27 protein-coding genes are annotated in these 24,577 nt (G+C 73.0%); 13 read left to right on the top strand and 14 right to left on the bottom strand.

The window, feature by feature from the left end; all coding sequences use genetic code 11:
• Positions 1-62 precede the first annotated feature (62 nt).
• Positions 63-770 (top strand): MerR family transcriptional regulator, encoded by a 708-nt coding sequence (locus G339_RS0102820; protein WP_019629557.1) that lies wholly within the window; start codon positions 63-65, stop codon positions 768-770.
• Here G339_RS0102820 and G339_RS0102815 read toward each other — a convergent pair.
• The 8 genes from G339_RS0102815 to fdxA form a co-directional block, all read right to left on the bottom strand.
• Positions 767-2,341, bottom strand: coding sequence for a polyamine aminopropyltransferase (locus G339_RS0102815; protein WP_019629556.1), 1,575 nt, complete (start codon positions 2,339-2,341; stop codon positions 767-769). The genes G339_RS0102820 and G339_RS0102815 overlap by 4 nt on opposite strands.
• Positions 2,342-2,767 carry a DUF350 domain-containing protein gene (locus G339_RS0102810; protein ID WP_019629555.1) on the bottom strand — a complete coding sequence of 142 codons (426 nt, stop codon included), beginning with the start codon at positions 2,765-2,767 and terminating at the stop codon, positions 2,342-2,344.
• Positions 2,764-3,513, bottom strand: a complete 750-nt coding sequence (locus tag G339_RS0102805; protein WP_019629554.1) for a hypothetical protein — start codon at positions 3,511-3,513, stop codon at positions 2,764-2,766. The genes G339_RS0102810 and G339_RS0102805 overlap by 4 nt, the downstream gene beginning before the upstream one ends.
• Positions 3,510-3,914, bottom strand: coding sequence for a DUF4247 domain-containing protein (locus tag G339_RS0102800; RefSeq protein ID WP_019629553.1), 405 nt, complete (start codon positions 3,912-3,914; stop codon positions 3,510-3,512). Before G339_RS0102800 ends, G339_RS0102805 begins: the two co-directional genes overlap by 4 nt.
• Entirely contained in the window at positions 3,911-4,576 is a 666-nt protein-coding gene (locus G339_RS36350) for a DUF2617 family protein (protein ID WP_019629552.1), read from the bottom strand. Before G339_RS36350 ends, G339_RS0102800 begins: the two co-directional genes overlap by 4 nt.
• A 4-nt stretch (positions 4,577-4,580) precedes the next feature.
• Complete coding sequence (locus G339_RS0102790) at positions 4,581-5,183, bottom strand: DUF4178 domain-containing protein (protein WP_019629551.1); 603 nt, start codon at positions 5,181-5,183, stop codon at positions 4,581-4,583.
• Positions 5,184-5,337: 154 nt separating this feature from the next.
• The gene (gene dapC, locus G339_RS0102785; protein WP_019629550.1) at positions 5,338-6,423 is read right to left on the bottom strand and encodes a succinyldiaminopimelate transaminase; all 1,086 of its coding nucleotides are present in this window, start codon (positions 6,421-6,423) and stop codon (positions 5,338-5,340) included.
• 88 nt (positions 6,424-6,511) lie between these two features.
• Positions 6,512-6,835, bottom strand: a complete 324-nt coding sequence (gene fdxA, locus G339_RS0102780) for a ferredoxin (RefSeq protein WP_019629549.1) — start codon at positions 6,833-6,835, stop codon at positions 6,512-6,514.
• A gap of 85 nt (positions 6,836-6,920) precedes the next feature.
• On the opposite strand from fdxA, the gene G339_RS0102775 reads away from it, so the two are divergent.
• The gene (locus G339_RS0102775) at positions 6,921-7,169 is read left to right on the top strand and encodes a putative acetyltransferase (protein ID WP_019629548.1); all 249 of its coding nucleotides are present in this window, start codon (positions 6,921-6,923) and stop codon (positions 7,167-7,169) included.
• Positions 7,170-7,224: 55 nt separating this feature from the next.
• Here G339_RS0102775 and G339_RS0102770 read toward each other — a convergent pair whose 3' ends face one another.
• The 3 genes from G339_RS0102770 to G339_RS0102760 form a co-directional block, all read right to left on the bottom strand.
• Positions 7,225-8,190: a polysaccharide deacetylase family protein gene (locus G339_RS0102770; RefSeq protein ID WP_019629547.1), complete on the bottom strand. Its 966-nt coding sequence runs from the start codon at positions 8,188-8,190 to the stop codon at positions 7,225-7,227.
• Between the two features lie 192 nt (positions 8,191-8,382).
• The gene (locus G339_RS0102765) at positions 8,383-9,252 is read right to left on the bottom strand and encodes a crotonase/enoyl-CoA hydratase family protein (RefSeq protein ID WP_019629546.1); all 870 of its coding nucleotides are present in this window, start codon (positions 9,250-9,252) and stop codon (positions 8,383-8,385) included.
• Between the two features lie 77 nt (positions 9,253-9,329).
• Positions 9,330-9,683 carry a hypothetical protein gene (locus G339_RS0102760; RefSeq protein WP_019629545.1) on the bottom strand — a complete coding sequence of 118 codons (354 nt, stop codon included), beginning with the start codon at positions 9,681-9,683 and terminating at the stop codon, positions 9,330-9,332.
• 152 nt (positions 9,684-9,835) lie between these two features.
• Between G339_RS0102760 and G339_RS0102755 the strand changes: the two genes are divergently transcribed.
• Entirely contained in the window at positions 9,836-10,630 is a 795-nt protein-coding gene (locus G339_RS0102755; RefSeq protein WP_157407251.1) for a class I SAM-dependent methyltransferase, read from the top strand.
• Positions 10,631-10,646: 16 nt separating this feature from the next.
• Entirely contained in the window at positions 10,647-11,261 is a 615-nt protein-coding gene (locus tag G339_RS32350) for a hypothetical protein (protein ID WP_019629543.1), read from the top strand.
• Here the strand turns inward: G339_RS32350 and G339_RS0102745 are convergent.
• On the bottom strand, positions 11,258-13,165 hold the full coding sequence (locus G339_RS0102745; RefSeq protein WP_240489733.1) for a TNT domain-containing protein: 1,908 nt from the start codon (positions 13,163-13,165) through the stop codon (positions 11,258-11,260). The genes G339_RS32350 and G339_RS0102745 overlap by 4 nt on opposite strands.
• Before the next feature lie 86 nt (positions 13,166-13,251).
• Between G339_RS0102745 and G339_RS32345 the strand changes: the two genes are divergently transcribed.
• Positions 13,252-14,346 (top strand): alpha/beta hydrolase family protein, encoded by a 1,095-nt coding sequence (locus G339_RS32345; protein ID WP_033322057.1) that lies wholly within the window; start codon positions 13,252-13,254, stop codon positions 14,344-14,346.
• On the opposite strand, the gene G339_RS0102735 is transcribed toward G339_RS32345, so the two are convergent.
• Entirely contained in the window at positions 14,330-15,253 is a 924-nt protein-coding gene (locus G339_RS0102735; RefSeq protein WP_026341083.1) for a zinc-binding dehydrogenase, read from the bottom strand. The genes G339_RS32345 and G339_RS0102735 overlap by 17 nt on opposite strands.
• Positions 15,254-15,335: 82 nt before the next feature.
• Here G339_RS0102735 and G339_RS0102730 point away from each other — a divergent pair, with 82 nt between their 5' ends.
• The 5 genes from G339_RS0102730 (at position 15,336) to G339_RS36345 (ending at position 19,695) form a co-directional block, all read left to right on the top strand.
• Positions 15,336-15,668: a YnfA family protein gene (locus G339_RS0102730; protein WP_019629539.1), complete on the top strand. Its 333-nt coding sequence runs from the start codon at positions 15,336-15,338 to the stop codon at positions 15,666-15,668.
• Positions 15,669-15,807: 139 nt separating this feature from the next.
• Positions 15,808-16,437, top strand: coding sequence for a hypothetical protein (locus tag G339_RS38440; protein ID WP_019629538.1), 630 nt, complete (start codon positions 15,808-15,810; stop codon positions 16,435-16,437).
• Positions 16,431-17,237 carry a hypothetical protein gene (locus tag G339_RS38435; RefSeq protein WP_157407250.1) on the top strand — a complete coding sequence of 269 codons (807 nt, stop codon included), beginning with the start codon at positions 16,431-16,433 and terminating at the stop codon, positions 17,235-17,237. Before G339_RS38440 ends, G339_RS38435 begins: the two co-directional genes overlap by 7 nt.
• Before the next feature lie 161 nt (positions 17,238-17,398).
• A complete protein-coding gene (locus tag G339_RS0102720; protein ID WP_019629537.1) occupies positions 17,399-17,992 on the top strand; it encodes a hypothetical protein in 594 nt (197 codons plus the stop codon).
• Complete coding sequence (locus G339_RS36345; RefSeq protein ID WP_169514702.1) at positions 17,992-19,695, top strand: serine/threonine-protein kinase; 1,704 nt, start codon at positions 17,992-17,994, stop codon at positions 19,693-19,695. The genes G339_RS0102720 and G339_RS36345 overlap by 1 nt, the downstream gene beginning before the upstream one ends.
• A gap of 10 nt (positions 19,696-19,705) precedes the next feature.
• On the opposite strand, the gene G339_RS0102710 is transcribed toward G339_RS36345, so the two are convergent.
• Entirely contained in the window at positions 19,706-20,518 is an 813-nt protein-coding gene (locus tag G339_RS0102710) for an SAM-dependent methyltransferase (RefSeq protein ID WP_019629536.1), read from the bottom strand.
• Between the two features lie 154 nt (positions 20,519-20,672).
• Between G339_RS0102710 and G339_RS0102705 the strand changes: the two genes are divergently transcribed.
• The 3 genes from G339_RS0102705 to G339_RS0102695 all read left to right on the top strand — a co-directional run bounded on the left by G339_RS0102705 (position 20,673) and on the right by G339_RS0102695 (position 24,577).
• On the top strand, positions 20,673-22,511 hold the full coding sequence (locus G339_RS0102705; RefSeq protein WP_019629535.1) for an endonuclease/exonuclease/phosphatase family protein: 1,839 nt from the start codon (positions 20,673-20,675) through the stop codon (positions 22,509-22,511).
• An 87-nt stretch (positions 22,512-22,598) separates the two neighbouring features.
• A complete protein-coding gene (locus G339_RS0102700) occupies positions 22,599-22,934 on the top strand; it encodes a CU044_2847 family protein (RefSeq protein WP_033322054.1) in 336 nt (111 codons plus the stop codon).
• Between the two features lie 8 nt (positions 22,935-22,942).
• A complete protein-coding gene (locus tag G339_RS0102695) occupies positions 22,943-24,577 on the top strand; it encodes a VMAP-C domain-containing protein (protein ID WP_019629533.1) in 1,635 nt (544 codons plus the stop codon).

Here is a 24,577-nt window from a genome sequence, read left to right as displayed (position 1 = left end):
GTGCGCTGATACACGGTTAATGTAACACTGCTGCTGTCACATAAGGGAGCGCGGGGAGCGACATGGCGGACCTCACGATCGACGAGCTGGCGTCGCGCACCGGGCTCACCGTCCGCACCGTGCGCTTCTACGCGGGCCGCGGGCTGCTGCCGCCGCCGAAGCTGCGCGGGCGCACCGGCCTCTACGGCGACGAGCATCTGGCGCGGCTGGAACTCGTAAGGGAACTCCAGGCGCTCGGCCTGACGCTCGCCGCGATCGAGAAGCACGTCGCGCGCATCCCGGCGGACGCGCCGCCGGAGGACCTGGCGCTCCAGCGCGCGCTGCTGTCGCCGTGGGCCCCCGAACGTCCCGAGGAGATGGACCGCCACGAACTGGACCGCCGCGCCGGACGCCACCTGGACGACGACGCGCTGGCCCGGCTCGAAGCGCTCGGCGTGCTGGAGGTCGGCGCGGACGGCCGCATCCGCGTCGCGAGCCCGTCCCTGCTCGGCGTCGGCGCGGAGCTGGCGGCGCTGCCGATGCCGCTGGACACGCTCGTCGCATCCCACAGCGCGGTCGAGCGGTACACGGCGGCGCTGGCGGACGAGCTGCAGGGCGTCTTCCAGGAGACGGTCGTGCGCCCCTACCGCGAGCGCGGCCGTCCGCCGGAGGAACGCGCGCGACTGCTGGAGCTGGCGGCCAAGCTCAAACCGCTGATGATCCAGTCACTGGTGACGTCGTTCCAGCGCGCCGTGGACGACGCGATCCGGCGGACGGTCCCGAAGGACTAGGCGTCCTTCCACTCCTGGTCCTCGTAGTCCACGAGGTGCGGGTGGTCGAGGGTGTTGATCTGCACGTCCCGCGTGCGGACGTCCTTGCCGAACACGCGCGCGGCCGTCAGCACGCCGTCGTCCAGGTAGCGCAGGCCCGGGACGACGCGCGGGTCCAGCCCGAGCGCGGGCGCGGGACGCGACGGGGAGGCCAGCACGTAACCCCAGTCGCCGAACGACGGGACGTCCACGTGGTACGGCGTCGTCGCGAACCCGGCGGCGGCGATCGTCTTCTCGATGCTCCAGAACGATTTCGGGGCGAAGTAGGGTGATCCGGACTGGACGACCATCCGCCCGCCCGGCGCGAGCGTCCGCCTGACGAGGCCGTAGAACTCCAGCGAATACAGCTTCGCGGTGGCGACCTCGTCCGGGTCCGGCATGTCCACGACGACCGTGTCGAAGCGGTCGGCGCGCCCGCGCAGCCACGAGAACGCGTCGGCCGTCACGAGGTGGACGCGCGGGTCGGCGAACGAGTGGCCGTTGAGGTCCGCGATCGGCTTGTACGTCTTGGCGAGGTGCAGCATCTCGGGGTCCAGTTCGACGAGCGTCGCGGACCGGACGTCCGGATATTTCAGGATCTCCCGCATCGCCAGCCCGTCCCCGCCGCCGAGCACCAGCACGCGCCCGCGCGGCCCGCCCGCCATCGCCGGATGGACCAGCGCCTCGTGGTACCGGTACTCGTCCACCGAGGAGAACTGCAGGTCCCCGTTCAGGAACAGCCGCAGATCAGGGCGGCCCGTCAGCGAGATCGACCGCGTGATGACGATCTCCTGGTACGGCGTCCGCGTCTCGAACGCGATCGGCGCGTCGTAGAGGGCCTGCCGCGACGACTCCTCGAACCGGTCCGCCAGCGCGTACGTCGCGCCGAGGACCGCCAGGACGAGCGCCATCCCCGTCCACAGCCCGGCGCGCGCGGCCCGCCCGACGTGCCCCCGGAACAGCCACAGCACCACCGCGATGCCCGCGACCGCGTTCACGCCGCCGACGAGCAGCGCGCCCTTGATGTGCCCGAAGTGCGGCAGCAGCAGGAACGGGAACGCCAGCCCGCCGACGAGCGCGCCCACGTAGTCGGCGGCGAACAGGTCCGCGACGGCGCTGCCCGCGTCCTGCCGCCGGATGCGCTGCAGCAGCGTCATCAGGATCGGGATCTCCGCGCCGATCAGCGCGCCGACCGCGAGCGCGATGAGGACGAGCACCGGCACGTACACGTCCAGCCAGGAGAACGCGGCGTACAGCGTCAGCACCGACAGCCCGCCGACGAGCGCGAGCGCGCCCTCGACCGCCGCGAACGCCACGACGGGCCGCCGCTGCAGCGGTTTGGCGGCCAGCGACCCGAGCCCCATCGCGAACACCATCACCGACAGGACGATGGACGCCTGCGTGACGGAGTTCCCGACCAGGTAGCTGCCGAGCGCGACGAGCGCCAGCTCGTACACCAGCCCGCACGCCGCGCAGGTGAACACCGCCGCCAGGACGAGCGCCCGCGCCGCCCGCGCGGGGAGCCGCAGCGGCGCGGTCTCGACGGCGGCCATCTAGGAGATCGCGGCGGCCACCGTCGCGGCCGTCGCCAGGTCGGCGGCGGCGACGACCCAGCACGCGGGGTGCAGCACGTCGGACTCCACGACGGTCGCGCCGAGGTTCCCCGGCGTGAGCAGGTCGAGCAGGTAGAACGCGACGACCGTCAGGGCGATGCCGATGAGCCCGTACACCGACGTCTCCAGCAGGCCCTGGGCGAGGCCGTCGTCGCTGGTGACGATCGCGGTCGCGACGATCGCGCCGACGCCGAGCAGCTTCGCCGACAGGATCAGCGCCGCGCCCCGGTTGCGCTCCAGCCAGATCTGGTCGCCGAGCCGCCCGGGCGTCGTGACCTCGACGACGAGGTATCCGAGGGCCATCAGCGCGATGCCGACCGCCCCGTAGGCGAGGGCGGCCCCGCTCTCGTGCAGGACGCTGTTCATTCGGTGTTCCTCCTGCTCCGGACCGCCGCGACGGCGATCCAGGTGAGTCCGGCGAGGACCAGGACGGTCCCGATCGCGGCGGGGACGTACTTGCCCGCGTCGCCCGCGCCGGAGATGCGGTCGCCCGTGGCGGTCGTGTTCTGCCCGGAGTCGAGCGGGACGGCCGGGGCGAGGCCGGCCTGCGCGGCGGCGAGCGGCAGCGCGGAGATGGTGTCGGCGACGCGGGCGACGCCGTCCTCGGAGATCAGGTCCGTACGGGTGATGCCGAGGTTCGCGGGGAAGTCGGCGGGCAGACGTCCGGCGAGGCCGATGTTGTCCACGACGCGGACGGACGCGGACGTCCACTCCTCATCGACGGACGAGTAGTCGTACGTCGCGACGACCACCGCCCAGCGCGGGCACTGCGCGGGCTCGCGGCGCGGGTCGGTGCTCGGCCCGAGGTTGGAGCCGTACTCGACGTCGGTCTGGTGCAGCGCCGCGTCGTCCGCCCCGGACGGGTCCGCGAACGACGAGGTGTCGTCGGAGTGGACGCCGGAGTCCACGATCCAGCCGTAGCAGACGCCCTGCGCGTTCTTGGCCTGCGTGGCGCGCTCCACGAGCCGCGTGGTGTCGGGCGACTCGAACACGACGGCCTGGCCGCCGCGGTCCGACCCGTCCGAACCCAGCTTGGACAGCAGGTTGATCAGGACGATCCCGGCGATGATCACCACGATCCAGAAGCCGGGCTTGCGCAGGACCCCGTTCACTTGCCGCTCCCCGGTCCGCCGCCGCGGAACGTGGACGCGCGCCCGCCGACGCCGCCCCAGCGCCCGCCGACGGACGAGTGGTAGTGCCGGTAGCCGCGCTCGGGGTCCTCGACGGTGATGCGGCTGCCGGTGCCGTCCGGCAGGATGCCGACGACCTCGGACCGGTACCGCAGGAAGATCCCGCCCGGATCGTACGCGCGGTCGTACGGCCTGTTCTTGCGGATGATCTGCGCGGCGACGACGGCGGGCGGCGACGGCGACCGGTACGTCCCGACGCCGATCCGGCTGTAGTGGCTCTTGATATAGGAGCCCGCCGACGCTCCCCCGGCCAGCAGCGCGACCGCGACGATCACCGCGCCGAGCCCGGAGATCAGCGAGCCGCCGATCAGGGCGCGTCTCATTCGGCCACCGCCAGGCGGCTTGCGGTCATGACGATCTCCCGGGTCTGGGGGTAGGCGTGCCAGGTCCGCCAGCCGATCCCGGCGGCGTCGGGCGGGTCCGGCGCGAGGACGGTGACGGCGTGCGGGTCGCCGGGGAAGGCCCCGGTCAGGGCGTCGGGGCGGCCGTCGTGCGCGGCGCGGACGGCCGCGACGGCGCGCGCGAACGCGGCGTCGTCGGCGTGCCGCTCGGTGCGCGCGCGGAACGCGTACGCCAGCGGCCCTTCGACGGCGTCGTGCCGCGCGGGCAGCGGCGCGCCCGCCCCGGCCAGGCACGCGACGGTCTCGCTGAGCCCGCCGACGACGACCTGGTGCGACGCCCCGAGCAACCGGAACTCGACGGACCACCCGCCGGGCGCGTCCACGGACGGCCCGCCGGACGAGTGCGCGGACGAGTGCGCGGACGCGGGCGCGTCACGCCCGGCGCGCAGGTCGGCGGCGAGCCCGGCGGGCGGGCGGACGAGCGGGTCGCGTCCGGGCGCGGCGGCGGCGAGCCGCCCGGCGGACGGCCCGGCGGGCAGGCGGACGGTCAGGGCGGCGAGGGCGGGGAGGGGCGGGAGGCCGAGCGCGAAGCGCAGGGCGTCGGCGCGCGTGTCGGCGTAGGGGGCGGCGAGGGGGGCGAGCATCCGGTCAGGAACCCGGGTAGATCGTGAGCGCGCCGTTCGGGACGCGCTCGCCCAGCCCGGCCTCCCACGCGCCGCCGCCGTACTGCTCGAACGACAGGTACCGGCCGCCGGGCGCCGCGTAGTCCAGGTACTCGACGCGGCCCCGGACGCCGACGCCCGTCGTGCCCTCGCTGGTGTAGTCGGCGGTGCCGTGCTCGTCGCGGCGGTACTCGACGCCGTCCACGACGACGGTCTTCGCACCGGGCTTCAGGTCCCCGAGCTCGTGCTCGGTCCACCAGACGACCTCCAGGTCGGGGTCCTCCTCGACCGACACCCACACCTTGCCGCCCGCGGCGGTGTCGGCGTCGAGCAGATGCTCCGACCAGGTGAAGCCGCCCTCCTTCAGCCGCAGCGAGCCGCGCACGAAGTAGCGCGTGCCCAGGTACTCGACCATGTCGCCCGCCTTGAGCGCGCGCGGGTCTCCGGCGGCCTGGTCCTCCGCCGCGAACGGGTCGCGCGGCGGCGGCGCGGCGGCCGGCGCCGCGCCGCGCCCGCGCAGCAGGACCACCAGCAGCACGACCAGCACGAGCACGAGCAGGACCGCGACGGCGACGAGCACGGGAAGCACGCGGAACCTCCGAAAGACGGCGACCGATCACCCGGACGTCGGCGAATCGTATCGAAACGCCCGGTTCACGCGATCAGACGTACCGCCCACCCGCCAGGTTCCACCCCAAACGTCCGCCGCGCATCGCCGCGACCGCAGGGCGGAGGCTGGGAGGTCAGAGGCGGGCCGCGCCCGCTTCGACGCGTTCGTCCGTCGCGGTGAAGGCGATCCGGACGTGGTTCGCGCCCGCCGGGCCATAGAAGTCGCCCGGCCCGACGATGATGCCCAGGTCCGCCAGGTGCCCCACCGTCTCCCAGCAGGGCTCGCCGCGCGTCGCCCACAGGTACAGCGACGCCTCGGAGTGGTCGATCCGGAACCCGTGCCGCTCGAACGCCGCGCGCAGCAGCGCCCGGCGGCGCGCGTACCGCTCGCGCTGCTCGGCGACGTGCGTCTCGTCCTCGAACGCGGCGACCATCGCGGCCTGCACCGGCGCGGGGACGATCATCCCGGCGTGCTTGCGGACCTCCAGCAGCCGCCTGACCAGCACCGGGTCGCCGGTGACGAACCCGGCGCGGTACCCGGCGAGGTTGGAGCGCTTGGACAGCGAGTTGACCGCGAGCAGCCCGTCGTGGGAGCCGCCGCACACGTCCGGGTGCAGGACGGAGACCGGCGCGCGGTCCGCGTCCCACCCGTAGTCGAGGTAGCACTCGTCGCTGACGACGACCGCGCCGCGCTCGCGCGCCCACGAGACGACCTTGCGCAGGTGCTCGGCGGGCAGCACCTTCCCCGTCGGGTTGGACGGGGAGTTCACCCACACGAGCGCGGGCCGGACGGGACCGAGCGTCAGCAGCCCGTCCGTCGCGACCGAGTTGGCGCCCGCGAGCCGCGCGCCGACGTCGTACGTCGGGTACGCCAGTTCGGGGAACACCACGGTGTCGCCCGCGCCGAAGCCCAGCAGCGTCGGCAGCCACGCGACGACCTCTTTGGTGCCGATGACGGGGAGCACCGCGTCCGGGTCCGCGCCGCTCACGCCGTGCGTGTTCCGCAGCCACGCGGCGACGGCCTCGCGCAGCCGGGGCGTGCCGTAGGTCTGCGGGTAGCCGGGGGCGTCGGCGGCCGCCGCGAGCGCGGCCCGCACCGGCTCGGGCGTCGGGTCCACCGGCGTCCCGACCGACAGGTCCACGACGCCGCCGGGGTGCGCGGCGGCGCGCTCGCGGTACGGCAGGAGTCGGTCCCACGGGAAATCCGGCAGCGCGAGCACGCCCGCCCCTTTCAAGAATGTGACGCCGAATGGACGAAGCCGTGGCCTCCCGGAAAGGGGAGGCCACGGCGCAAAGGCCGACCGGGGCTCAGTCCTGCGTCTGCGGCGGCAGCGCGGCGGTGATCGGGTGGTCCTTGTCGATCTTGCCGACCTTGGACGCGCCCCCGGGGGACCCCAGGTCGTCGAAGAACTCCACGTTGACCTTGTAGAAGTCCTTCCACTGCTCGGGGACGTCGTCCTCGTAGTAGATGGCCTCCACCGGGCAGACCGGCTCGCACGCACCGCAGTCGACGCACTCGTCTGGGTGGATGTAGAGCTGGCGCTTGCCCTCGTAGATGCAGTCGACCGGGCACTCCTCGATACATGCCTTGTCGAGCAGGTCGACGCAGGGCTGCGCAATGACGTAGGTCACCTCAGTGACTCCTCTCCCGGTTCACCGCGTGCACGCTGTGAATAGTATTGCCGTCGCCGTGCAGTCGATTCGACATGGGGGTCACATGTCCGGCCATCTCGCCGCGCGGCTGGTGGTCTCGATCAGTGAGGCGGACGTGGGGCAGCGGATCTCGCTGCGCCGTCGCCTGCCTACGGGAGAGTACAGCGACGTGGTCGGCGTCCTCGAATCCTGGTCCGGGGGTACGCTGCGCGTCCGCCGCCGCACCGGGGAGCTGGCCGAGGTCGAGGCGTCGGCGATGGTCGCGGCGAAGGTCGTGCCGCCCGCGCCGCCGCCGCGCCGCCGCCGGTCCTAGCGGCCGGACGCGCGACGGCACCGGCCGCCCGGCCGGTGCCGTTCGGTGCGCGCGGTCAGTGGCGGGTGTCGCCGTCCGCCGTGGCGGGCTGCCCCTCGCCGCCCGCCTCGCGCGGCTGCGCGGGCTGCGTCGGCGTCGCGGACTTCGACGGCGGCTTCGCGGTCGACGACGGCCGCGTGGAGGACGTCGGGGACTTCGACGGCGGCCGCACCGTGCGCGTCGGCGCGACCGGCTCGGCGGGCTTCGGCGGCGCGGGCGGCATCCGCTCGGCGTAGGCGACGCCCGCCTGCAGCGGCTTGTCCGTCGAGTACAGCTCGGAGACGGTGACGGGCGTCAGGCCCTTCTTCTTCAGCCCGTCCAGCACGGTCGGGACGGCCGCCACCGACGTCTTGTGGATGTCGTGGAACAGGATGATCCCGCCCCGGTGCGCCTCCTTCACCGCGACCTTCTCGGCGCGCGCGGTGTCGCGGTACTTCCAGTCGAGCGTGTCGACGCTCCACAGCACCTCGGGCATCCCGATGGCGCTGTTCACGCGCTTGTTCACCGCGCCGTACGGCGGCCGCATCAGCTTCGGCGTGACGCCGCCGGACGCCTTGCGGATCGCCTCCTGCGTCCGCTGGACCTGCGAGCGGACGTCCGCGCTGGACATCGTCGTGAGCTGCGGGTGCGACCAGCTGTGGTTCGCGAGTTCGTGGCCCTCCATCGCCATGCGGTGGACGGCGTTCGGGAAGTGGCCGACGTTCTCGCCCAGCATGAAGAACGTCGCGCGGGCGTTCGCCGCGTGCAGCTCGTTCAGCAGCGTCTCGGTGTACGGGCCGGGCCCGTCGTCGAACGTCAGCGCGACGCACGCGACCTTCCCGCAGTCGATCGAGCGGGGGCCGGGCGGCGCGTCCGGGGCCTTGGCGCGCGGCTGCTGCCCGGCGACGACGGCGCGGCCCCGCGCGGCGGCCCGCTCGCTCCTGGAGTCGCCGCACCCGGCGACCGCCGTGAGGCCGACCGCGCCCGTCAGCAGCGCCGCCACGGCCCGTGTCCCGTTCCTCCTGTTGCGCACCACGACCCCCGAGATCCTGTGGACTCGGCGCGTTCCCGGTCGGCGACATCCAACCGCACACGCCCCACATGATCGCTTCCCGGAAATCCGGCCACAGGAGGTACGTGGAGCGCAAAACCCCCGGAAAACCCTGTCGGGGTCTCCGGGGGCCGGCGCGACGGATCAGCGGACGGGCCACTCCGGCACGTCCGCGGGCAGGTCCGTGCTCACCCGCATCGGGAACACCGCGGGCCGCTTCTCCAGGAACGACGTGACGCCCTCGGCGGCGTCGGCGGCGGAGCCGAGCGCGGCCATCAGGTGCGAGTCCGCGACGTGCGCGTCCCACGGCGACGGCGCCGACAGGCCCGACCACAGCAGCCGCCGGATCGCCGCGACCGACACCGCCGAGGTGTTGTCGGCGATCTCCCGCGCGAGCGCGTACGCGGTCGGCAGCAGCTCGTCGGGCGCGACGACGCGGGAGACCAGGCCGCCGCGCAGCGCCTCGGCCGCGTCGAACACCCGGCCCGTCACGGCCCACTCCATCGCCTGCGCGATGCCGACGAGGCGCGGCAGGAACCACGACGACGCGGCCTCGGTGACGATGCCGCGCCGCGCGAACACGAACCCGAACTTGGCCTTCTCGCTGGCGATGCGGATGTCCATCGGCAGCGTCATCGTCACGCCGACGCCCACCGCCGCGCCGTTGAACGCGCCGATGACGGGCTTGAGGCAGCGCGCGATGCGCAGCGCGACCGTGCCGCCGCCGTCGCGCGGGGTGCCGTCCTCCAGGACGTCCCGGCCCGCGAACATGTCCTGCGACTTGTCCTTGTTGAAGGTGTCGCCCCCGGCGGCGAGGTCGGCGCCCGCGCAGAACGCGCGGCCCGCGCCGGTGACGACGACGGCGCGCACGGCGTCGTCGGCGTCGATCCGGTCGAACGCGTCGAGGGTCTCGGCGCGCATCGTGTTGGTGTACGCGTTCATGCGGTCCGGGCGGTTCAGCGTGAGCGTCGCGACCCCGTCCCGCACCTCGTACTCGATCTCGGTGTACGCCACCGGGCTCCCCTTCCGCGCGTTCGGACGACGTAGAACGGGATTCTAGGGAGATCGGCGGCGCGCGGACCCGGGCGGGGTCAGGAAACCGCCTCGGGGAACAGCCGCGTCAGGACGTCCCGCCGCCACGCCTCGACGCCCGCCGCGGCCGGGCCGTCCGGCGGGGGCGGCGGCGCGACGGCCAGCGTCCCCTCCTTCTCCGGGACGAGCCGCAGCACCACCCCGCCGTCCAGGTCCACCAGCACCGGCAGCACCGGCCCGGCCGCCGCCAGCCGCGCCGCGACCGCGCCGAGCACCCGCGCCCAGCCCTGGCCGAGGTACGGCGGCAGCCCGGTCACCCGCACCTCCGGCAGCCCGCGCGCCGCGAGGCCCGCCGTCCGCAGTTCCAGCCCGCCGGACCGCTCGGCCCCGACGACGCGAACCTCGCCCCGCACACCCCACCCCTTCACCGCCTCTTCCACGCACGGACGCACAAGAAGGCCATTCGGTTCACACCCGTGAGACACATCACCGTGTCCGGCGAGCCGGGGGCTTCCCCGCCGCGCCGCCCCGGTCGTCCAGCTAAATTACGACAGTGCACTGGGCCGTGACGACGTACGATTCCGCCTTCGGATACGTTTCCGCGCACGGCGCGCCCCTGGTCGACCTGCTCGACCCCCAGCCCGGCGAGAAGATCATCGACCTCGGCTGCGGCGCGGGCGCGTTCAGCGCGGAGATCGCCGAGCGCGGCGCGGAGGTCCTCGGCATCGACGGCTCCCCCGAGATGATCGCGCAGGCCGCCGCGCAGCACCCCGGCCTGTCCTTCACCGTGGGCGACGCCCACGACTTCACCACCAGCGAGTCGTTCGACGCCGTCGCCTCCAACGCCGCGCTGCACTGGATGACGCGCGACCCCGACGCCGTCATCGCCCGCGTCCACGAGGCGCTGCGGCCCGGCGGCCGGTTCGTCGGGGAGCTCGGCGGCGCGGGCAACTGCGCGGAGCTGATCGTCGCGATGCAGACGGCCTGGCGCGTCTTCGGCCTCGGCGAGCCCGAACTGCCCTGGTACTTCCCGAGCCCCGCCGAGTACGCGGCCCGGCTGGAGGACGGCGGGTTCACGCTGCGGCTGCTGGAGCACGCCGACCGGCCGACGCGCATGGTCGAGGGGCCGGACGGCGCGGCCGACTGGGTCCGCGCGTACGCGCCGGGGGCGCTCGCGGACGTCCCGCCCGACCTCGTCGAACCGCTGCTGCGCCGCGTCAACGAACTCGCCGCGCCCGCGCTGCGCCGCGAGTCCGGCTGGGTCGCGGACTACGTGCGGCTCCGCTTCGCCGCGATCCGCAAACCCGACGGCTCCGCCCCCATGCCCGAGGGGCCGCCGCTCACCGGCACGCCCCTGTGACCCTAGGCTGACGTCCATGCTGCGGCTCACCGACGCCCGGACCGGGCGCCTCGCCGACCTCCCCGGCGGCCCCCTGCTGCGGATCTCCGCCGCCGGGGCGCGCGCCGCCGTCGTGGCGGACGTGCTGCGGCGCGCCGCCGAACGCGGCGGGCGGCGCGTGCTGCTGGACGCCGCCGGGCGCTTCGAGGCGCACGGCGTCGCGCCGCCGCAGGACCTCGGCGGCCCCGCCGACGTCGTCGTCGGCGGCTACGGGGAGGGGTTCCGGCTCGACGTCCCGCCCGCGCCGCTCGACCCGGGCGACGGGCTCGCCGCGCGGCTCGCCGTCCTGGCGACGCCGTACCGCGAGCCGCTGGACCGGGCCGCCGAGGACGTCGCGGCGGCGCGGCGGCGGCTCGGGCAGTGGCGGACGCTCGTCGCGGGCTGGGCGCGCGAGCCCGGCCGCCCGCCGGACCGCGCGTCGGTGCTGGCCGCCGAGACCGCGCTGGCCGACGACCTGGACACCCCCGCCGCGCTGGCCGTCCTCGACCGCGTCGCCGCGTCCCCCGACCTTCCGCCGGGCGCGAAACTGGAGACGTTCGTCGCCGTCGACCTGCTGCTCGGCCTCGACCTCGTCGCGCTGATCGGCCGCTAGTCGTCGCGGGCGACCGCGCCCTCGGCGGTCAGGGCGTCCAGGGACGCGGCGAAGACGTACGCCGTGCCGCCGCCGGGCTGGTCGAACCACGGGACGGCCGTGCCCGTCAGCGCCCACACCGTCCGCAGCAGGCGGAAGGCGTGCAGGTCGCGGTGCTCCCAGTCGGCGGGGAGGGACCGTTCCGGGAACGGGGTGCCCGCCGCGTACGCGACGTTGCCGTCCGGGCCGCCGTAGCGGTCCACGCGCGTGCCCGCCGGGACGCGCACCGGGCGCGGGTCGCGCAGCAGCGTCAGCGGCGGCTCGCCCGGCAGCGGCGCGATGGCCGGGACGGGGCCCGGGTCGTCGCGCGGCGGAATCAGCAGCGCCCGGCCGAGCAGGTGCGCGGCCGCGTCGTCGACCGCGGCGAACCGGACCTCCTTCAGCCGCTCGCCGCCGACCTGCTTGAACACCGCCCACTCGGCGTCGTCCTCGACCAGGCACCACGCGCCGTCCTCGGCCGCGCCGATCCGGTATCCGGCCGGGTCGACGCCGAGGTCCTCGAGGCGGCGGGCGACGCGCTCCAGCCAGCGGGCGGGGTTCACCGGGCGCGGCGGGGCGGGCTCCGGCTCCGGGACCACGCGCGGCTCGCCCGTCACCGCCGCCGTGGCCGCCTCCATCGCCTCGTCCCCGACCTGGGGGACGGCGAAGTCGCGGGCGCGGACGTGCGCGACCAGGTCCGGCTCCGGCGGGACGCCGTGTTCGACCAGGTAGTACGGCACCGCGCCCGACCACACCCACGTCCCGTCGGTGTGGAACGCCAGCGGGACGCGCTCGGAGCGCGCCGGGTCGAGCAGGTCCGGCGCGTGCGAGCGCGCCGCCAGCACCACCGGGCAGCCGCGCAGGTACTCCGCGAGCGGGCCGACGTCCGCCGGATCGACGGGCGGGCGCGACACCGCCGGGTGCTCGCCGTCGCCGCCGAGGCCGTCGAACACCCGCGCGCGGCGCACGCCGTGCCGCTCGGGCGGCGGCGGGGGCGGCGGGACGGGCGTCTCGCCCGTCAACCGCATCATCCACTCGGGGATCTGCGCGGTCGGGAACCGCTCCAGCTCGCGGCGCACCTCGTGCGGCGACGGGAGCGTGTTCCACGCGGGCTGCCCGTCGTAGGTGAACGACGCGCGGCACCGCACGCTCGCCTCGTCGTACAGGACCTCGAAGTCGATGCGGGACCACGTCGAACCCCGGAACGCGTGGGTGCCCGCGCGCAGCCGGTCCAGCAGGACGGCGGCGGCGGGCGGCGGCGTCCAGTCGACGCGGCCGCCGTCCGCGCGGGCCACCATCAGCGGCGGGAACTCCACATGGCCGCCCGCGGCCTGGTAGTAGCCGAAGACCTTGTGCCACAGCGGCGGGGCCTGGTCGGCGAGGAGCGTGGTGAAGCGGTTGGAGAGCAGGTCCATCTGCTCGGCCTGGTTCAGGGCGGGGACGGTCGCGTCCGGCGCGTACTCCGGTTCGCGGCCGGCGATGCGGTCGCGGAGCCAGCCGGGCATCTTCGCGCCGTCGCGCGGGAGGACGACCTGGTCGCGCCGCCAGTCGTCGGCGCTCAGCGGCGGGGTCCAGCCGGGATCGGCGTCGTAGTTGAAGACCGCGCCCTCGGCGTCCGGCTCCACGAACAGCGTCATCGAGAACCAGGTGCCCTGCTCCGACAGGTACTGGGCGCGGCGCAGGTCGGCCAGCAGGTCCGCCGCCTCGGGGGGCGGCTCGGCGTCCTCGACGCGGTGGTCGGCGGTCAGCCACGTCAGGGACGTCCGCTGCACGGCGACCGTCGCGCGGCAGCCGAGGTCCGCGCGGCGGAAGCCCTCCGGGGCCGCCGCGCGCACCGCGTCCGCCAGGCGGCGCTGGAGATCGGCGACCCGCGCGCTGTCCACCATCGGCACCCCCTCGTCCGGCCGGGCCAGGGTACCGGCCGGGCCGTCCGCGTGGACCGGGCGGCGCGGCTGCAATACCGTCGTCGGCTGTGCCTTACCGGAAAACCCTCCTTTCGCTGGTTCTGCTCGTGGTCGTCGTGGTCTGTGCCGTGGTCGGCGGGATCGGGTGGCATTTCTCGTCCCTGGCCACCGAGGTGGAGCACGGGCGGGCGTACCGGTTCACGATCGTCGCGGCGGGCGGCGGGACCGTCACGCTGCCGCGCGACTCCACGACGTCGCGGCCCGGTACGTGGGGGCTGATCTGGCCGAGCGGGCGGGCCGTGCTGGGGCCGGTCGTCGGCGGGGACTCGCGGACGGTGGTGCGGAAGGTCGTTTCCGGTTCTCCCGCCGCGGGTTCTCGGGCCGTGATCGACCATTGGGTTTACGGGCGTGATCCGCAGCAGGATCTCGGGTTGCCGTTCCAGGACGTGACGTATTCGTCGGCGCTCGGGGCCATGCCCGCTTGGTACGTTCCGGGACGCTCTTCCGTGTGGGTCGTGGCGGTCCACGGGCGGAATGCTTCGCGGATGGAGACGTTCCGCGCGATGAAGGCCGTCCACGCGGCCGGGATGCCGTTGCTGTCGATCTCCTACCGCAATGACGAGGGCGCGCCGCCGTCGCGCACCAAGCGGAACCTGCTGGGATACGAGGAATGGCGGGACGTCGCGTCGGCCGTCGCGTACGCGCGGGGGCACGGGGCTTCCGGGGTCGTCCTCTACGGGTATTCGATGGGCGGCGGGATGGTGGTGAACACCGTCCGGCACGACGCGTCGTTCGTGCGGGGGATGGTGCTGGACTCGCCCGTCCTCGACTGGAACTCCACACTGGACAAGCAGGCCGCCCAACGGTCCCTGCCCGGATTCCTGACGGCCGCCGCGAAACAGGTGCTGCACTGGCGGACGGGGATCGACCTGAAGTCGCTGGACGCCCGCACTTACGCGCCGAAGCTCCGGACTCCGACGCTGCTGTTCACCACCGACCAGGACCGCATGGTGGACAACGGGCCGTCGCTGGAGTTCGCGCGGCGTGCCCCTAAGGGGATGGTCACCGCCCTTTCGGCGCACGCCGACCACACCGACGCCTGGAACGTCGATCCCGCGCGTTACGAGAGCGCGCTGACGGCGTTCCTCACACCGTTGGCCTGACCTCCAGGAGCGTCTTGCCCACCGTCGCGCGGGTCTCGATGGCGCGGTGGGCGTCCGCCGCCCTCTCCAGGGGGAAGCGCTGGCCGATGAGCGGGGTGAGGGTTCCGTCGAGGGCTTTCGCGGTGGCGGCGCGGACCTGTTCCGGGGTGGGGCTGGCGGGGGTCAGGGTGATTCCTCGTTCCTGTGCTTCTTCCTCGCTGATTCCGGTCCATGCGCCGCTCGCGAGACCGAAGCTCGACATGCGGCCGCCTTCTCGCAGGGTCGTGAACGCGGCGCGGCCGATTTCGCCGCCCACGCCGTCGAAGACGATGTCGATGTCACCTGCGTTCTTCTCCCAGCCCGGTTCCTGATAGAGGATTACTTCGTCTGCGCCGAGGCTGCGTGCGACCTGGGCTTTGCGGTCGTTTCCCACGGCGGCGACGACCGTCAGGCCCGCGTTCTTCGCGAGCTGGACCAGGAGCGAGCCGACGCCGCCCGCCGCCGCCTCGACCAGCACGCGTTCGCCCTTCTTCGGCTGCGCGGCCTCGAACTGGAGGTGCGCGGTGCGGCCGTCCGCGAGCAGGGCGACGGCGGCGTCGAGCGCGATTCCGTCCGGGACCTCGAAGACGCCGTTCGCGTCCACGGCCGCGTATTCCGCGTATCCGCCGGAGCCGCCGGTGGACGTCACGACGCGCATTCCTTTTCGTTCCCCCAACACCACCGTGCCGCCGACGCCGTTGCCCGGGATCACGGGCGGGTCGAGCCGGTAAGGGATCGTCGCGCCCGCTCTCAGTTGCGTCTCGACGAACGTGATGTTGGCGTACTCGACTTCGACCAGAACCTGCCCGTCCTTCGGGACGGGATCGGGCGCCTCGCCCGGAACCAGCACCTCCGGCCCGCCGAACTCCCTCAGCCAAACAGCACGCATGGAAACATCCCTCCGACTCGGTGGCCCCACCCTGCAACCTCAAGCGGGCTGGAGGTCAAGCGCCGCCGTATCGTTCGGGATCATGACCGTGGTGCGCTCACTCCTGCTGTTCCTCCTCGCCGCCGTCGCCGAGATCGGCGGCGCGTGGCTGGTCTGGCAGGGCGTCCGCGAACACCGCGGCCTGCTGTGGGCGGGCGCGGGCGTCCTCGCCCTCGGCGTGTACGGCTTCGTCGCGACCCTCCAGCCCGACACGAACTTCGGCCGCATCCTCGCCGCGTACGGCGGCGTCTTCGTCGCGGGCTCCCTCGCCTGGGCGATGGCCCTCGACGGCTACCGACCGGACCGCTACGACCTCGCCGGGGCGGCGCTGTGCCTGGTCGGCGTCCTGGTGATCATGTACGGCCCGCGCGGCTGACCCGACCACCGGCCGCACCCCCGGCCCGCGCCCCGAAACGATCTTGAACCTTTCGGCAACGAACGGCTTTTCCCGCAACACCCATCTCTGTAAGCTTTCGCGCGTACTACGCCCCCGTTCTTCGACTGAGCGAATCAGGATGGCGATGCGCGCCCGGCCGGTACGTTCCACCCCCCACGGCTGCTGCCGCCCGAAATCCCGGGCGCCCCGAGCCGCGAGGACCACCGCTGCCGCCGCCCTCCTCCCCCTCGCCCTCACCGCCTGCGGCACCTCCCACCCCGCCGCCGGAACCTTCTCCCCCACCGGCCGAGCCGCCACCGCCACCCCCCTCGGCGACCCTTCGACCGCCTCCCAGGACCCGTCGAAACTCCCCACCCCGGAAATCGACAAAATAGTCCTGGACCGCTACCGCGCCTACCAGAAGATGTACCAGCGCGTCTACGAGACCAACGACCCCACCGACCTCCCCACGGTCGCGATAGACCCGGTCCTCTCCCGCGTAACCGCAGACGTAGAACGAACCAAGGCCAAACACGAAATCTGGCGCTTCACCAACATCTCCAACCCCAAGGTGTACGCCCGGAGCAAAGACGGCATGACCGTCTATGTCATCGACTGCCTCCAGACCCTCGCCAGCTACAAGTTCTCCACGACGACCGGAAAACGTCTGGCGGGCGGGGAGGGCAGTTCTTATATCCACCGGACCGCCGTGCATTATTCGGGCGGGCAGTGGCGCGTAGCCGATTCGATCGAAGGCGACAAATGCTAACCACCGGGCGTGTTCAGCGCGCGTTCGATTCAAGCGACCCGATCCCGCCGCAGCGGGGTGGCGGGAAGAGGTCGCGCGGTAGGGCCGTCCGGCGCGGCACCGGCGTCATCGCCGTCTGCACCGGCATCGTCGCTACGGCGTCCTCGCTCAGCGCGCCCGCGTTCGCCGATGGATGCGTTCTCGTCGACGGACGCCTTCACTGCAGCGACGAGGGATCGCGCCACACCGGTGGCCACGGCAGTCGCGGCGGAGGCGGCGGCGGAGGTGGCCCCTTCAAGATTCCGATCGACGGCGGCGACTGGAACCTGCACACGGACCCGGGTCAACAGGTCACCACGAAGGTTCCTGCAATCGACTTTGCGCAACGGCTTCGCGTGGAAACAGAGTTCCCCGTTCCAACCGTTTACACCGCACCGGCGGACCGCACGTTCGTCGCGACGCCGACAGCCTTGTGGGTTGACGGCTACCGAACCGTCTCGACGAGAGTGATTCGGGCCAATAACCGACGAATCCAGGCGGTCGCGACACCGGTCTCCGTGACATGGGACCTCGGCGAGGGCCAGATCAAATGCGCCAATGCCGGCACTCCCGATGGAAAGAGCTGCTCGTACACTTACCAGCGCTCTTCCGCGCGGGCTCCCGGTGGGGTGTACGAGATCACCGCCACAATCACCTGGTCGGTCGGGTGGACCTGCCGCGGCAAGGGATGCGAAATAGCCGGAGGTTCGCTGGACGATCAGGTGATGACGTCCCTTCCTTACCGCCTCAAGGTCGACGAGATCCAGAGCGGCAACAAATGATGGGTGAACGCTCGGCAGTCGAACATCGCCGCCTACGCGGCCTCGCGGCCGTATCGGCCGCGGCACTGGTCCTCGGCGGCTGCGGCGGCGGTCCTGAGCCCGCCGGGACGAGGACGCAGTCGCCAACCGCAGCGAGAACGAGTGCGACGCCCCCGTACAAGATGAACCTGGACCAGGTCGAGAAGCGTCTGGTCGGCCCAAAAGAGATCGGCTCCAAGGTTCGTCCCACGAACTCGGTTCCCGATTTCTACCGCAACGGACAGGTTCCGTTGTGCTCGCTTTCGAGCAAGCAGCCGACGGGCACATTCGACGCCACGGTAAGGGAGTACGCAAATTCGGGACCGAAGGGCACCGAAGTTCGATACGCCCAGTTCATCGCCACGTTCAAGGACACGGCCAGCGCGTCCCGCGCCTACAACGACTTGAAGAAGAATGCGGAGTGGTGCCCAGGCAAGAAGCACATCGACGGCAAGCGTGTGAGCAAGAACGACCTCCGGCTTCCACACGATGACACGTGGAAGCTGACAGAACCGATCACCGCGCCGTGGCTGCGGTTCCATGCGGTGGAACTACAGAAGTACGACCGGTCTGCGGGCGAGTACAACTGGCTGCACGCCATTTACGACTATGCGACCCAGGGCAACCTGCTGATCTCCACCATCTACATGGGGCGCACTGAACCCGACGGTACCTCGAAACCGATCGAGGACCGGGCGGAACGTATCTTCACCGAGCAACTCGACAAGCTGGGATGATGGACCGCGTCGTCGGCTACGACGAGATCACGACGCTCGGCGCGGGTTCGCAAGGACGCGTGGTCTTAGCGCGGGCCCGAGAGTCCCAAACCGTCGTCGCGATCAAGTACCTCGATGAGCGGCTGCTGACCGACGCCCATTCGCGCGCGGTGTTTCGGGCCGAGGCGCAGTCGCTCCACCGTGTCGTCAGCCCGTACGTCGCCAAGCTGATCTCGTACCACGAGGTCGATCGCATGGCGGCGATCGTGATGGAAGCCGTGCCGGGGACTCCGTTGCGCCGGGTGCTCGACGAGCGGATTGAGCCGTTCACGCCCGAAGCCGCGCTGGCCGTTCTGAAAGGGTCGCTGCTCGGGCTCGCCGCTGCGCATGACGTGGGGGTCGTTCATCGGGACTACAAGCCCGGGAACGTCATCGTCCGGCCGGATGGGTGCAGCAAGCTCATTGATTTCGGGATCGCGGTGCTCGCGGGGCAGGCCGGGACGGGAGGCACTCCCGCTTACATGGCGCCGGAACAGTGGATGGGCGGTCCGGCGTCCACTGCGACAGATGTCTACGCGGCGACCTGCGTGTTCGTCGAATGTGTGAGCGGTGCCAAGCCTTATCAGGCGGCGACTCTCGATGAGTTGCGGGATCTACACCTTCAGGCGTGGGTGCCTACCGCGCGAGTGCCTGAACGGCTCGCGCCCGTCGTCGCATGGGGGATGGCGAAGAACCCGGCCGAGCGGCTGGACGACGCGGCGGAGTTCGCGGGACGAATCGAGGCGCTCGCCGTTGAGGCATTTGGGCCGGATTGGGAGCGGCGGGGGCTCGTCGCGCTCGGGTCGGTCATCGCGGCGCTCGGGCTCGCAGTGCCCGTCGTCGCGGCGAGTGGCGCGCTGCTGGGATCGGCCGGGGCAGGGGCCGGGGCGAGCGGTGTCGGGGGGCATGCCGCGGTGGCCGCGGGGCACTCAGCCGGCGCAGGAGGCAAGGGCGTCCTCGCCAAGATCGGCGGGACGAAAGGGGCGGCGGCGTTGGGTGCCGGGGCCGGGGCGGCCGTGGCCGTGGGGGTCTTCGTGGCAGTCCCCCGACCCGATGTGGGAGGGCAGTCGACCGGCACGGTCGAAATGGGCTTCGCCCGGCCGTCAGTGCTGTTCGCTCAGCCTTACATGCCTGCTTCGGAAACGCCTCTCCTCCGCCACAGCCTCACCGTACAACCGGCCCGCGCCAAGAAGGGCACGCTCGTCAAGGTGACCGACAGCTACACCCAAAAGCTTCCATTCGGCTCAAAATATCTCAGCGACGGGACACGGCAGTGCTTCGGCGCAAAATCATCTCGCACGGACGGGATCGGGACCTACAGTCTACGCGTCGGCATTTCACCAGAAGACCTTCCGCCCGATCGGATTAAGCTAGGGCTCTTTCGCGCACCGGAGCATGGGAATTCAATTCCGCCCGAATCCGGGATCGACATCGACGCACACAGCAAGACGATAAACGAGAAGGAGCCGTACGTACCGGCACAGTGCGCCCAAATCTTCTCCGGTGTAGATGAGTACACTTTCAGGATTCCACGCGACGGAGTTCTGAGCGAAGGGCGATACCTTCTCGCGTACTGCAATCCGGTTCGCTTCACCAAAACGAGCCGGTACGGCGTGGCCGTTGACCCCAAGGCCGCCGGGGCGTACGCCAAAGGGAGTCTGCCCGAGTTGCAGATCATCGGCTGAGGAAAGCGGTTCAGACGACCTCTCCGATGGCGCCCAACAGGCCCGCCTTCGTCAGTCTCGGGACGTAGGGGGCCGCTTCGGGGTTCCAGGATTCGACCGGGACCAGGCCGGGCTGGTGGAGTTTGGTCCTGGTGAAGAAGGCTCCGATTTCGGCGGGGGTTCTGGGGATGATGTCGCCCGCCGCCGTTTTTCCGTAGGCGCCGCGTACTTCGCGTTGGAGGTCGTCGGGGACCTCGCCCGCGTGGACGTGGGAGAGGACCAGGAAGCTGCCCGGGGCCAGGTGGGAGCGGAGGGTTTCGACGACGGCGGCCGGGTTCTCGTCGTCGGGGAGGAAGTGCAGGATCGCCAGGAGAAGGATCGCGACGGGGCGCGAGAAGTCGATCTGGGCGGTCAGTTCCGGGTGGCCGAGGATGCGGTCCGGTTCGCGGAGGTCGGCCTGGATGACGGTGGTGTTGTCGTCGCGGGCGAGGAGCGCGCGGGCGTGGGCGAGGACGACGGGGTCGCGGTCGACGTAGACGACGCGGGCGTCGGGGGCGGCGCGCTGCGCGACCTCGTGGGTGTTCTCCTGGCTGGGCAGGCCGGAGCCGATGTCGACGAACTGGCGGATGCCGAGCGCGGCGAGGTGGGTGACCGCGCGGGACAGGAAGCGGCGGTTGGAGCGGGCGAACTCGGGGGCGTACGGGATGGCCTGGAGGACGCGTTCGGCGGCGGCCCGGTCGGCGGCGAAGTGGTCCTTGCCGCCGAGGTAGTAGTCGTACATCCGGGCGATGTTCGGGGTGTGGGGGTCGACGATCCACTCCGGGTGGCGCTCGTCCGCGGTCATCGGCGCTCTCCCTGCCTCGGGACTCCTGTCCGGCGATCTTAGGCCCGCCGTCACGGTCCGTGGGCGTCATGCGACGAACGTCGTGAACAGGGGCTTGTGTGACCGATGCAACATAGGTGAGAATCCTTCACATTCTTCGGCGAAGGAGCCCCGGATGCGCATCCGTCTCGACGTCCTGTTCGGCGTGGTCGTGCTCGTCGACGTGCTGTTCGTCTTCCTCCCGTCGCTGATCACGCTCGTCGGGAGCGCCGGGGAGACGCCCGCCGAGGTCATGGGCGCGTACGCGCTGGCGTGGTTCGTCGGGGCGTTCCTCACCGTCCCGGCCGCGCGGTTCCTCGGCGCGGGGCGGGTCCGGGTGGCGGCGGGCGCGGCGCTGGTCGTCGCGCGGCTGGTCCTCCAGGGGACGGACGGCGGCGACCCGCAGCTCTACGCGGCCAGCGTCGGCCTGTTCGCCGGGCTCGTCTGGCTGGCGGCGACGGCGATGGCGGCGCGCGACTCGTCCGCCGCGATGACGGGATTCGTCGGCGGCCTCGCGCTCGCGACGACGGTCCACGCGGCGCTGGACGGCGTCGACCTCGTATGGCGCGACGGCGTGACGGCGTGGGCGCTGCTGCTGGTCGAGGTCGCGGTCTTCGCGGCGACGCTCGTCCGCACTCCGGCCGAGCGGGACGAGGAGACCGGCGGCGGCTGGCTCCTCGTCGGCCCCGCGCTGCTGCTCTGGGGCATCGCGACGGGCAACGCCGCGCACGCGCAGGCGAGCGACGGCTGGCCGGAGTGGTCCGCGGCGGTCGTCGCGGGCGTGGCCGTGGCGTCGGTGGCGGTCGCGGCGCGGCCGAGGTTCTGGACGCGGCACCCGGCCGTCCCGGCGGTCGCGCTCGTCGCGGCGGCGGCCGTGTTCGCCTTCGGCCGGACGACGGTGGACGGCGTCCACGGCGTCGCCGCGTGGTGGGCGGTCCCCGCGCAGCTCGTCGGGCAGGTCGCGCTGGCGGCCTGCCTGGGCTGGGCGGCGGCGCGGCCGAGGAAGACGCGGCCCGGACGGCGCGGGACGGCGGCGGCGGGCGGCGCGCTGCTGTTCGTCCTGCTGGTCTTCGCGTACTACTCGGCGTACGACCTGGGCGTCGAGAACCGCTGGGTGCCGGTCGCGGCGGCGGTCATCGTCGCCGCCGGGGCGCGGCGGGCGAGCACGGCGGAGCGGGGTTTCGGCTGGCGCGTCCCGGCCGCCGTCGCGGTGGCCGCGGCGGTCGTCGCGGCCGCCCCGCTCTGGCGCGTCGAACACCGCTGGACGCCCGCGGACGGCGGGCTGCGCCTCGCCGAGTACAACGTCCGCATGGGCTACGGCCTCGACGGCACGATGACCGTCCGCCGCCAGGCCGCCGTGCTCCGCTCGATGCGCCCGCACCTGGTCGCGCTCAGCGAGGTCGACCGCGCGTGGCTGCTCAACGGCGCGCGCGACAACCTTCGGCTGCTCGAACACGAGCTGGGCCTGCGCGCGATCTGGGCCCCGGCGGGCGACGAGGTGTGGGGCGACGCGGTCCTCACCGACCTGCCCGTCACGGCCGTCCGCAACGAGCCGCTGGTGAAGGGCGGCCCGACCGGCGCGCAGGCGCTCCGCGTCGACCTGACGTGGCACGGCCGCCCGCTGACGGTCATCGCGACGCACACGCAGCCGCCCGAGGACTGGCGCGACCTCGGCCAGGCGCGCCAGCTCGCGCGGCTCGCCAGGGAGGCCGCCGCGGACGGCCGCCCGGTGATCCTGACCGGCGACCTCAACCTGCGCCCCGGCGACGCGGCGTGGCGCGTGCTCGTCGGCGCGGGCCTGGTGGACGGCCTCGCGCCCGCCCGTCCGCTGCCCACGTTCCCCGCGCTGCCGCGCCCGGACGACCCCATCGACCAGGTGCTCGTCACGCCCGGCCTGACGACGTCCGCGATCGTGAGCCCCGCCGTCGGGTACTCCGACCACCGGCCCGTGGGCGTGACCGTCGCCGTCCCCTGACCGCAGGCGGCCACGCGGCTGATCTCCCCGTGCCGAACCGGGTGATCTCGCTAGGTTGTGTCGCACACTGGACTTCGGGGGTGCGACGTGAACGAACTGGTGCGCTGGGAGACCGACCGCGGCCCCGTCGTCGTCGAGGTGGACGACGACCAGCCCGGCTTCGAGTCGGTGTCGCGCACGGGCGACCTCGTCCTCAGCGCGGGCGAGCACCTGGAGACCGCGCTCGGCACCGTCCGCGCCGCCGCCGAGTCCGCGCTGGCGTCCCTCGCCGGGCTGGCGAAGGCGCCGGACGTCGTCGAGCTGGAGTTCGGCGTGAAGCTGAACGCCGCCGCCGGGGCGGTCATCGCGAAGACGTCCCTGGAGGGCCACCTGAAGGTCAAACTGACCTGGGGCTCGCCGGAGGGCGCGGACGAGGAGGAGTAGGACGCCGCATGCGTGACTGGGGGTGGCGCGCCCGGGTCGGTTCGGCGGGCGGCGTCGGGTCCGGTTTCCTCGTCGCGCCGACGCGGGTCCTGACGGCCGCGCACGTCGTCCGGGACGCGGCCGAGGCGACGGTGTCCTTCCCCGGCGGCCCGGAGAAGGCGCCCGCCCGCGTCGTCCGCCCCACCGCGTGGGCGCGCGCGGGCGATCCGGGCGACGTCGCGGTGCTGGAGCTGGCCGAGCCCGTCCCGATCGACCCCGCGCCGTTCGCCGACCCCGGCGTCCTGGCCGGACTGGACGAGCGCCTGGAACTGCACACCTACGGCTTCCCCAAGACCCGCGACGGCGAGATCCGCTTCGCCTCGGTGACGACCGCGCCGGACTGGACGATGCGCGGCGGCGAATGGTGGACGGTCAAGACCGGCGACAGCATCGAGCGCGGCTACAGCGGCGCGGCCGTGTACGAGGCCGCGACCGGCGCGGTCCACGGCATGGTCACCGACGCGGACGGCGGAACCCTCGCGAAGATGCTCCCGGTGTCGGCGCTGCGCGAGTACGTCGAGGACCTGGACGACCTGCTCCCGCTCCGCTGGCTGGACGCGCCCGCGCGCCGCGAGCTGCGCGGCCTGCTGGGCGGCCGCCCACTGCCGGACGCGGCCCGCGCCGAGTTCGCGGCGATCGTCGGCCGCCCGCTGCCCGCCCGCCCCCGCACCGTGTGGGCGGCGCTCCGCGACGTCGCCGAGGGCTGGCCCGGCGAGGACCGCTTCGCCCGCGCCGTCGCGGCCGCGTCCCGGCACCTGGACCACGCCGCGCAGTGGCGGCTGGCGGCGTGGCGGCGCGCGCACCTGGCCGAGCCCGCGCCGCCCGCGGCCGGGGACGCGGCGATGGCGTCGCTGATCGTCCGCCTGGAGCCGATGACGCACGGGGACTACGAGCTGACCGTCCACACCTGGGCGGACGGCCGCGAGCAGGGCCCGGCGGAGACCGTCCGGGTCACCAAGGAGCAGGTCCGGCCCGCCGTGGAGGAGCGGGTGCGGCGCGCGGCGGGCGCGCTGTACGGGCGCACGTGGATGATCGAGTTCGCGGTGCCGCAGGAGTGGCTGCACAAACCGTTCGAGGAGTGGCACATCGACCGCGCCGACAACCGGCGGATGCGGCTGTACCCGGTCGCGGTGCGGGACGTGGAGCGGTTGCGGCCCGGGTCGATCCGCCGCGACCTGGCGTTCCGCCGCTGGCAGCGGCTGACCGAGCGCGGCAGCAGCGAGCCGCGGGAGGTCCCGTGCCGGGCGCGCAGCGACGAGTTCGAGAGCGAGCTGGAGGCCGACGACGACTACGGCGTGCTCGTGTACGCGAGCCGTCCGGCGAAGCCGACGCTGCGCGCGGCGCTGCGCAACGGCGTCCCGGTGATGCTGTGGCCGCGCGCGACGTGCGGCGAGCCGTCGCACGACGCGTGCGCGGGCCGCTCCCGGCTGGACGACCTGGTGCCGCGCGTCGCGGCCGAGCACCCGCACCGGCTGCCCGCGCTGGCCAAGTCCCTGCGGCAGGAGGCGCTGACGGCGTCCGGCCCGCACTGCGGGCACGCGCTGACGCTGCTGTGGGACGATCCGTCCCGCCTGCCCGACCCCCCGCTCTCGATGGAGGCGTGA

It is taken from the genome of Actinomadura atramentaria DSM 43919, from assembly GCF_000381885.1.
Lineage (GTDB): Bacteria > Actinomycetota > Actinomycetes > Streptosporangiales > Streptosporangiaceae > Spirillospora > Spirillospora atramentaria.
This window is presented reverse-complemented; position numbering and strand designations above follow the sequence as displayed.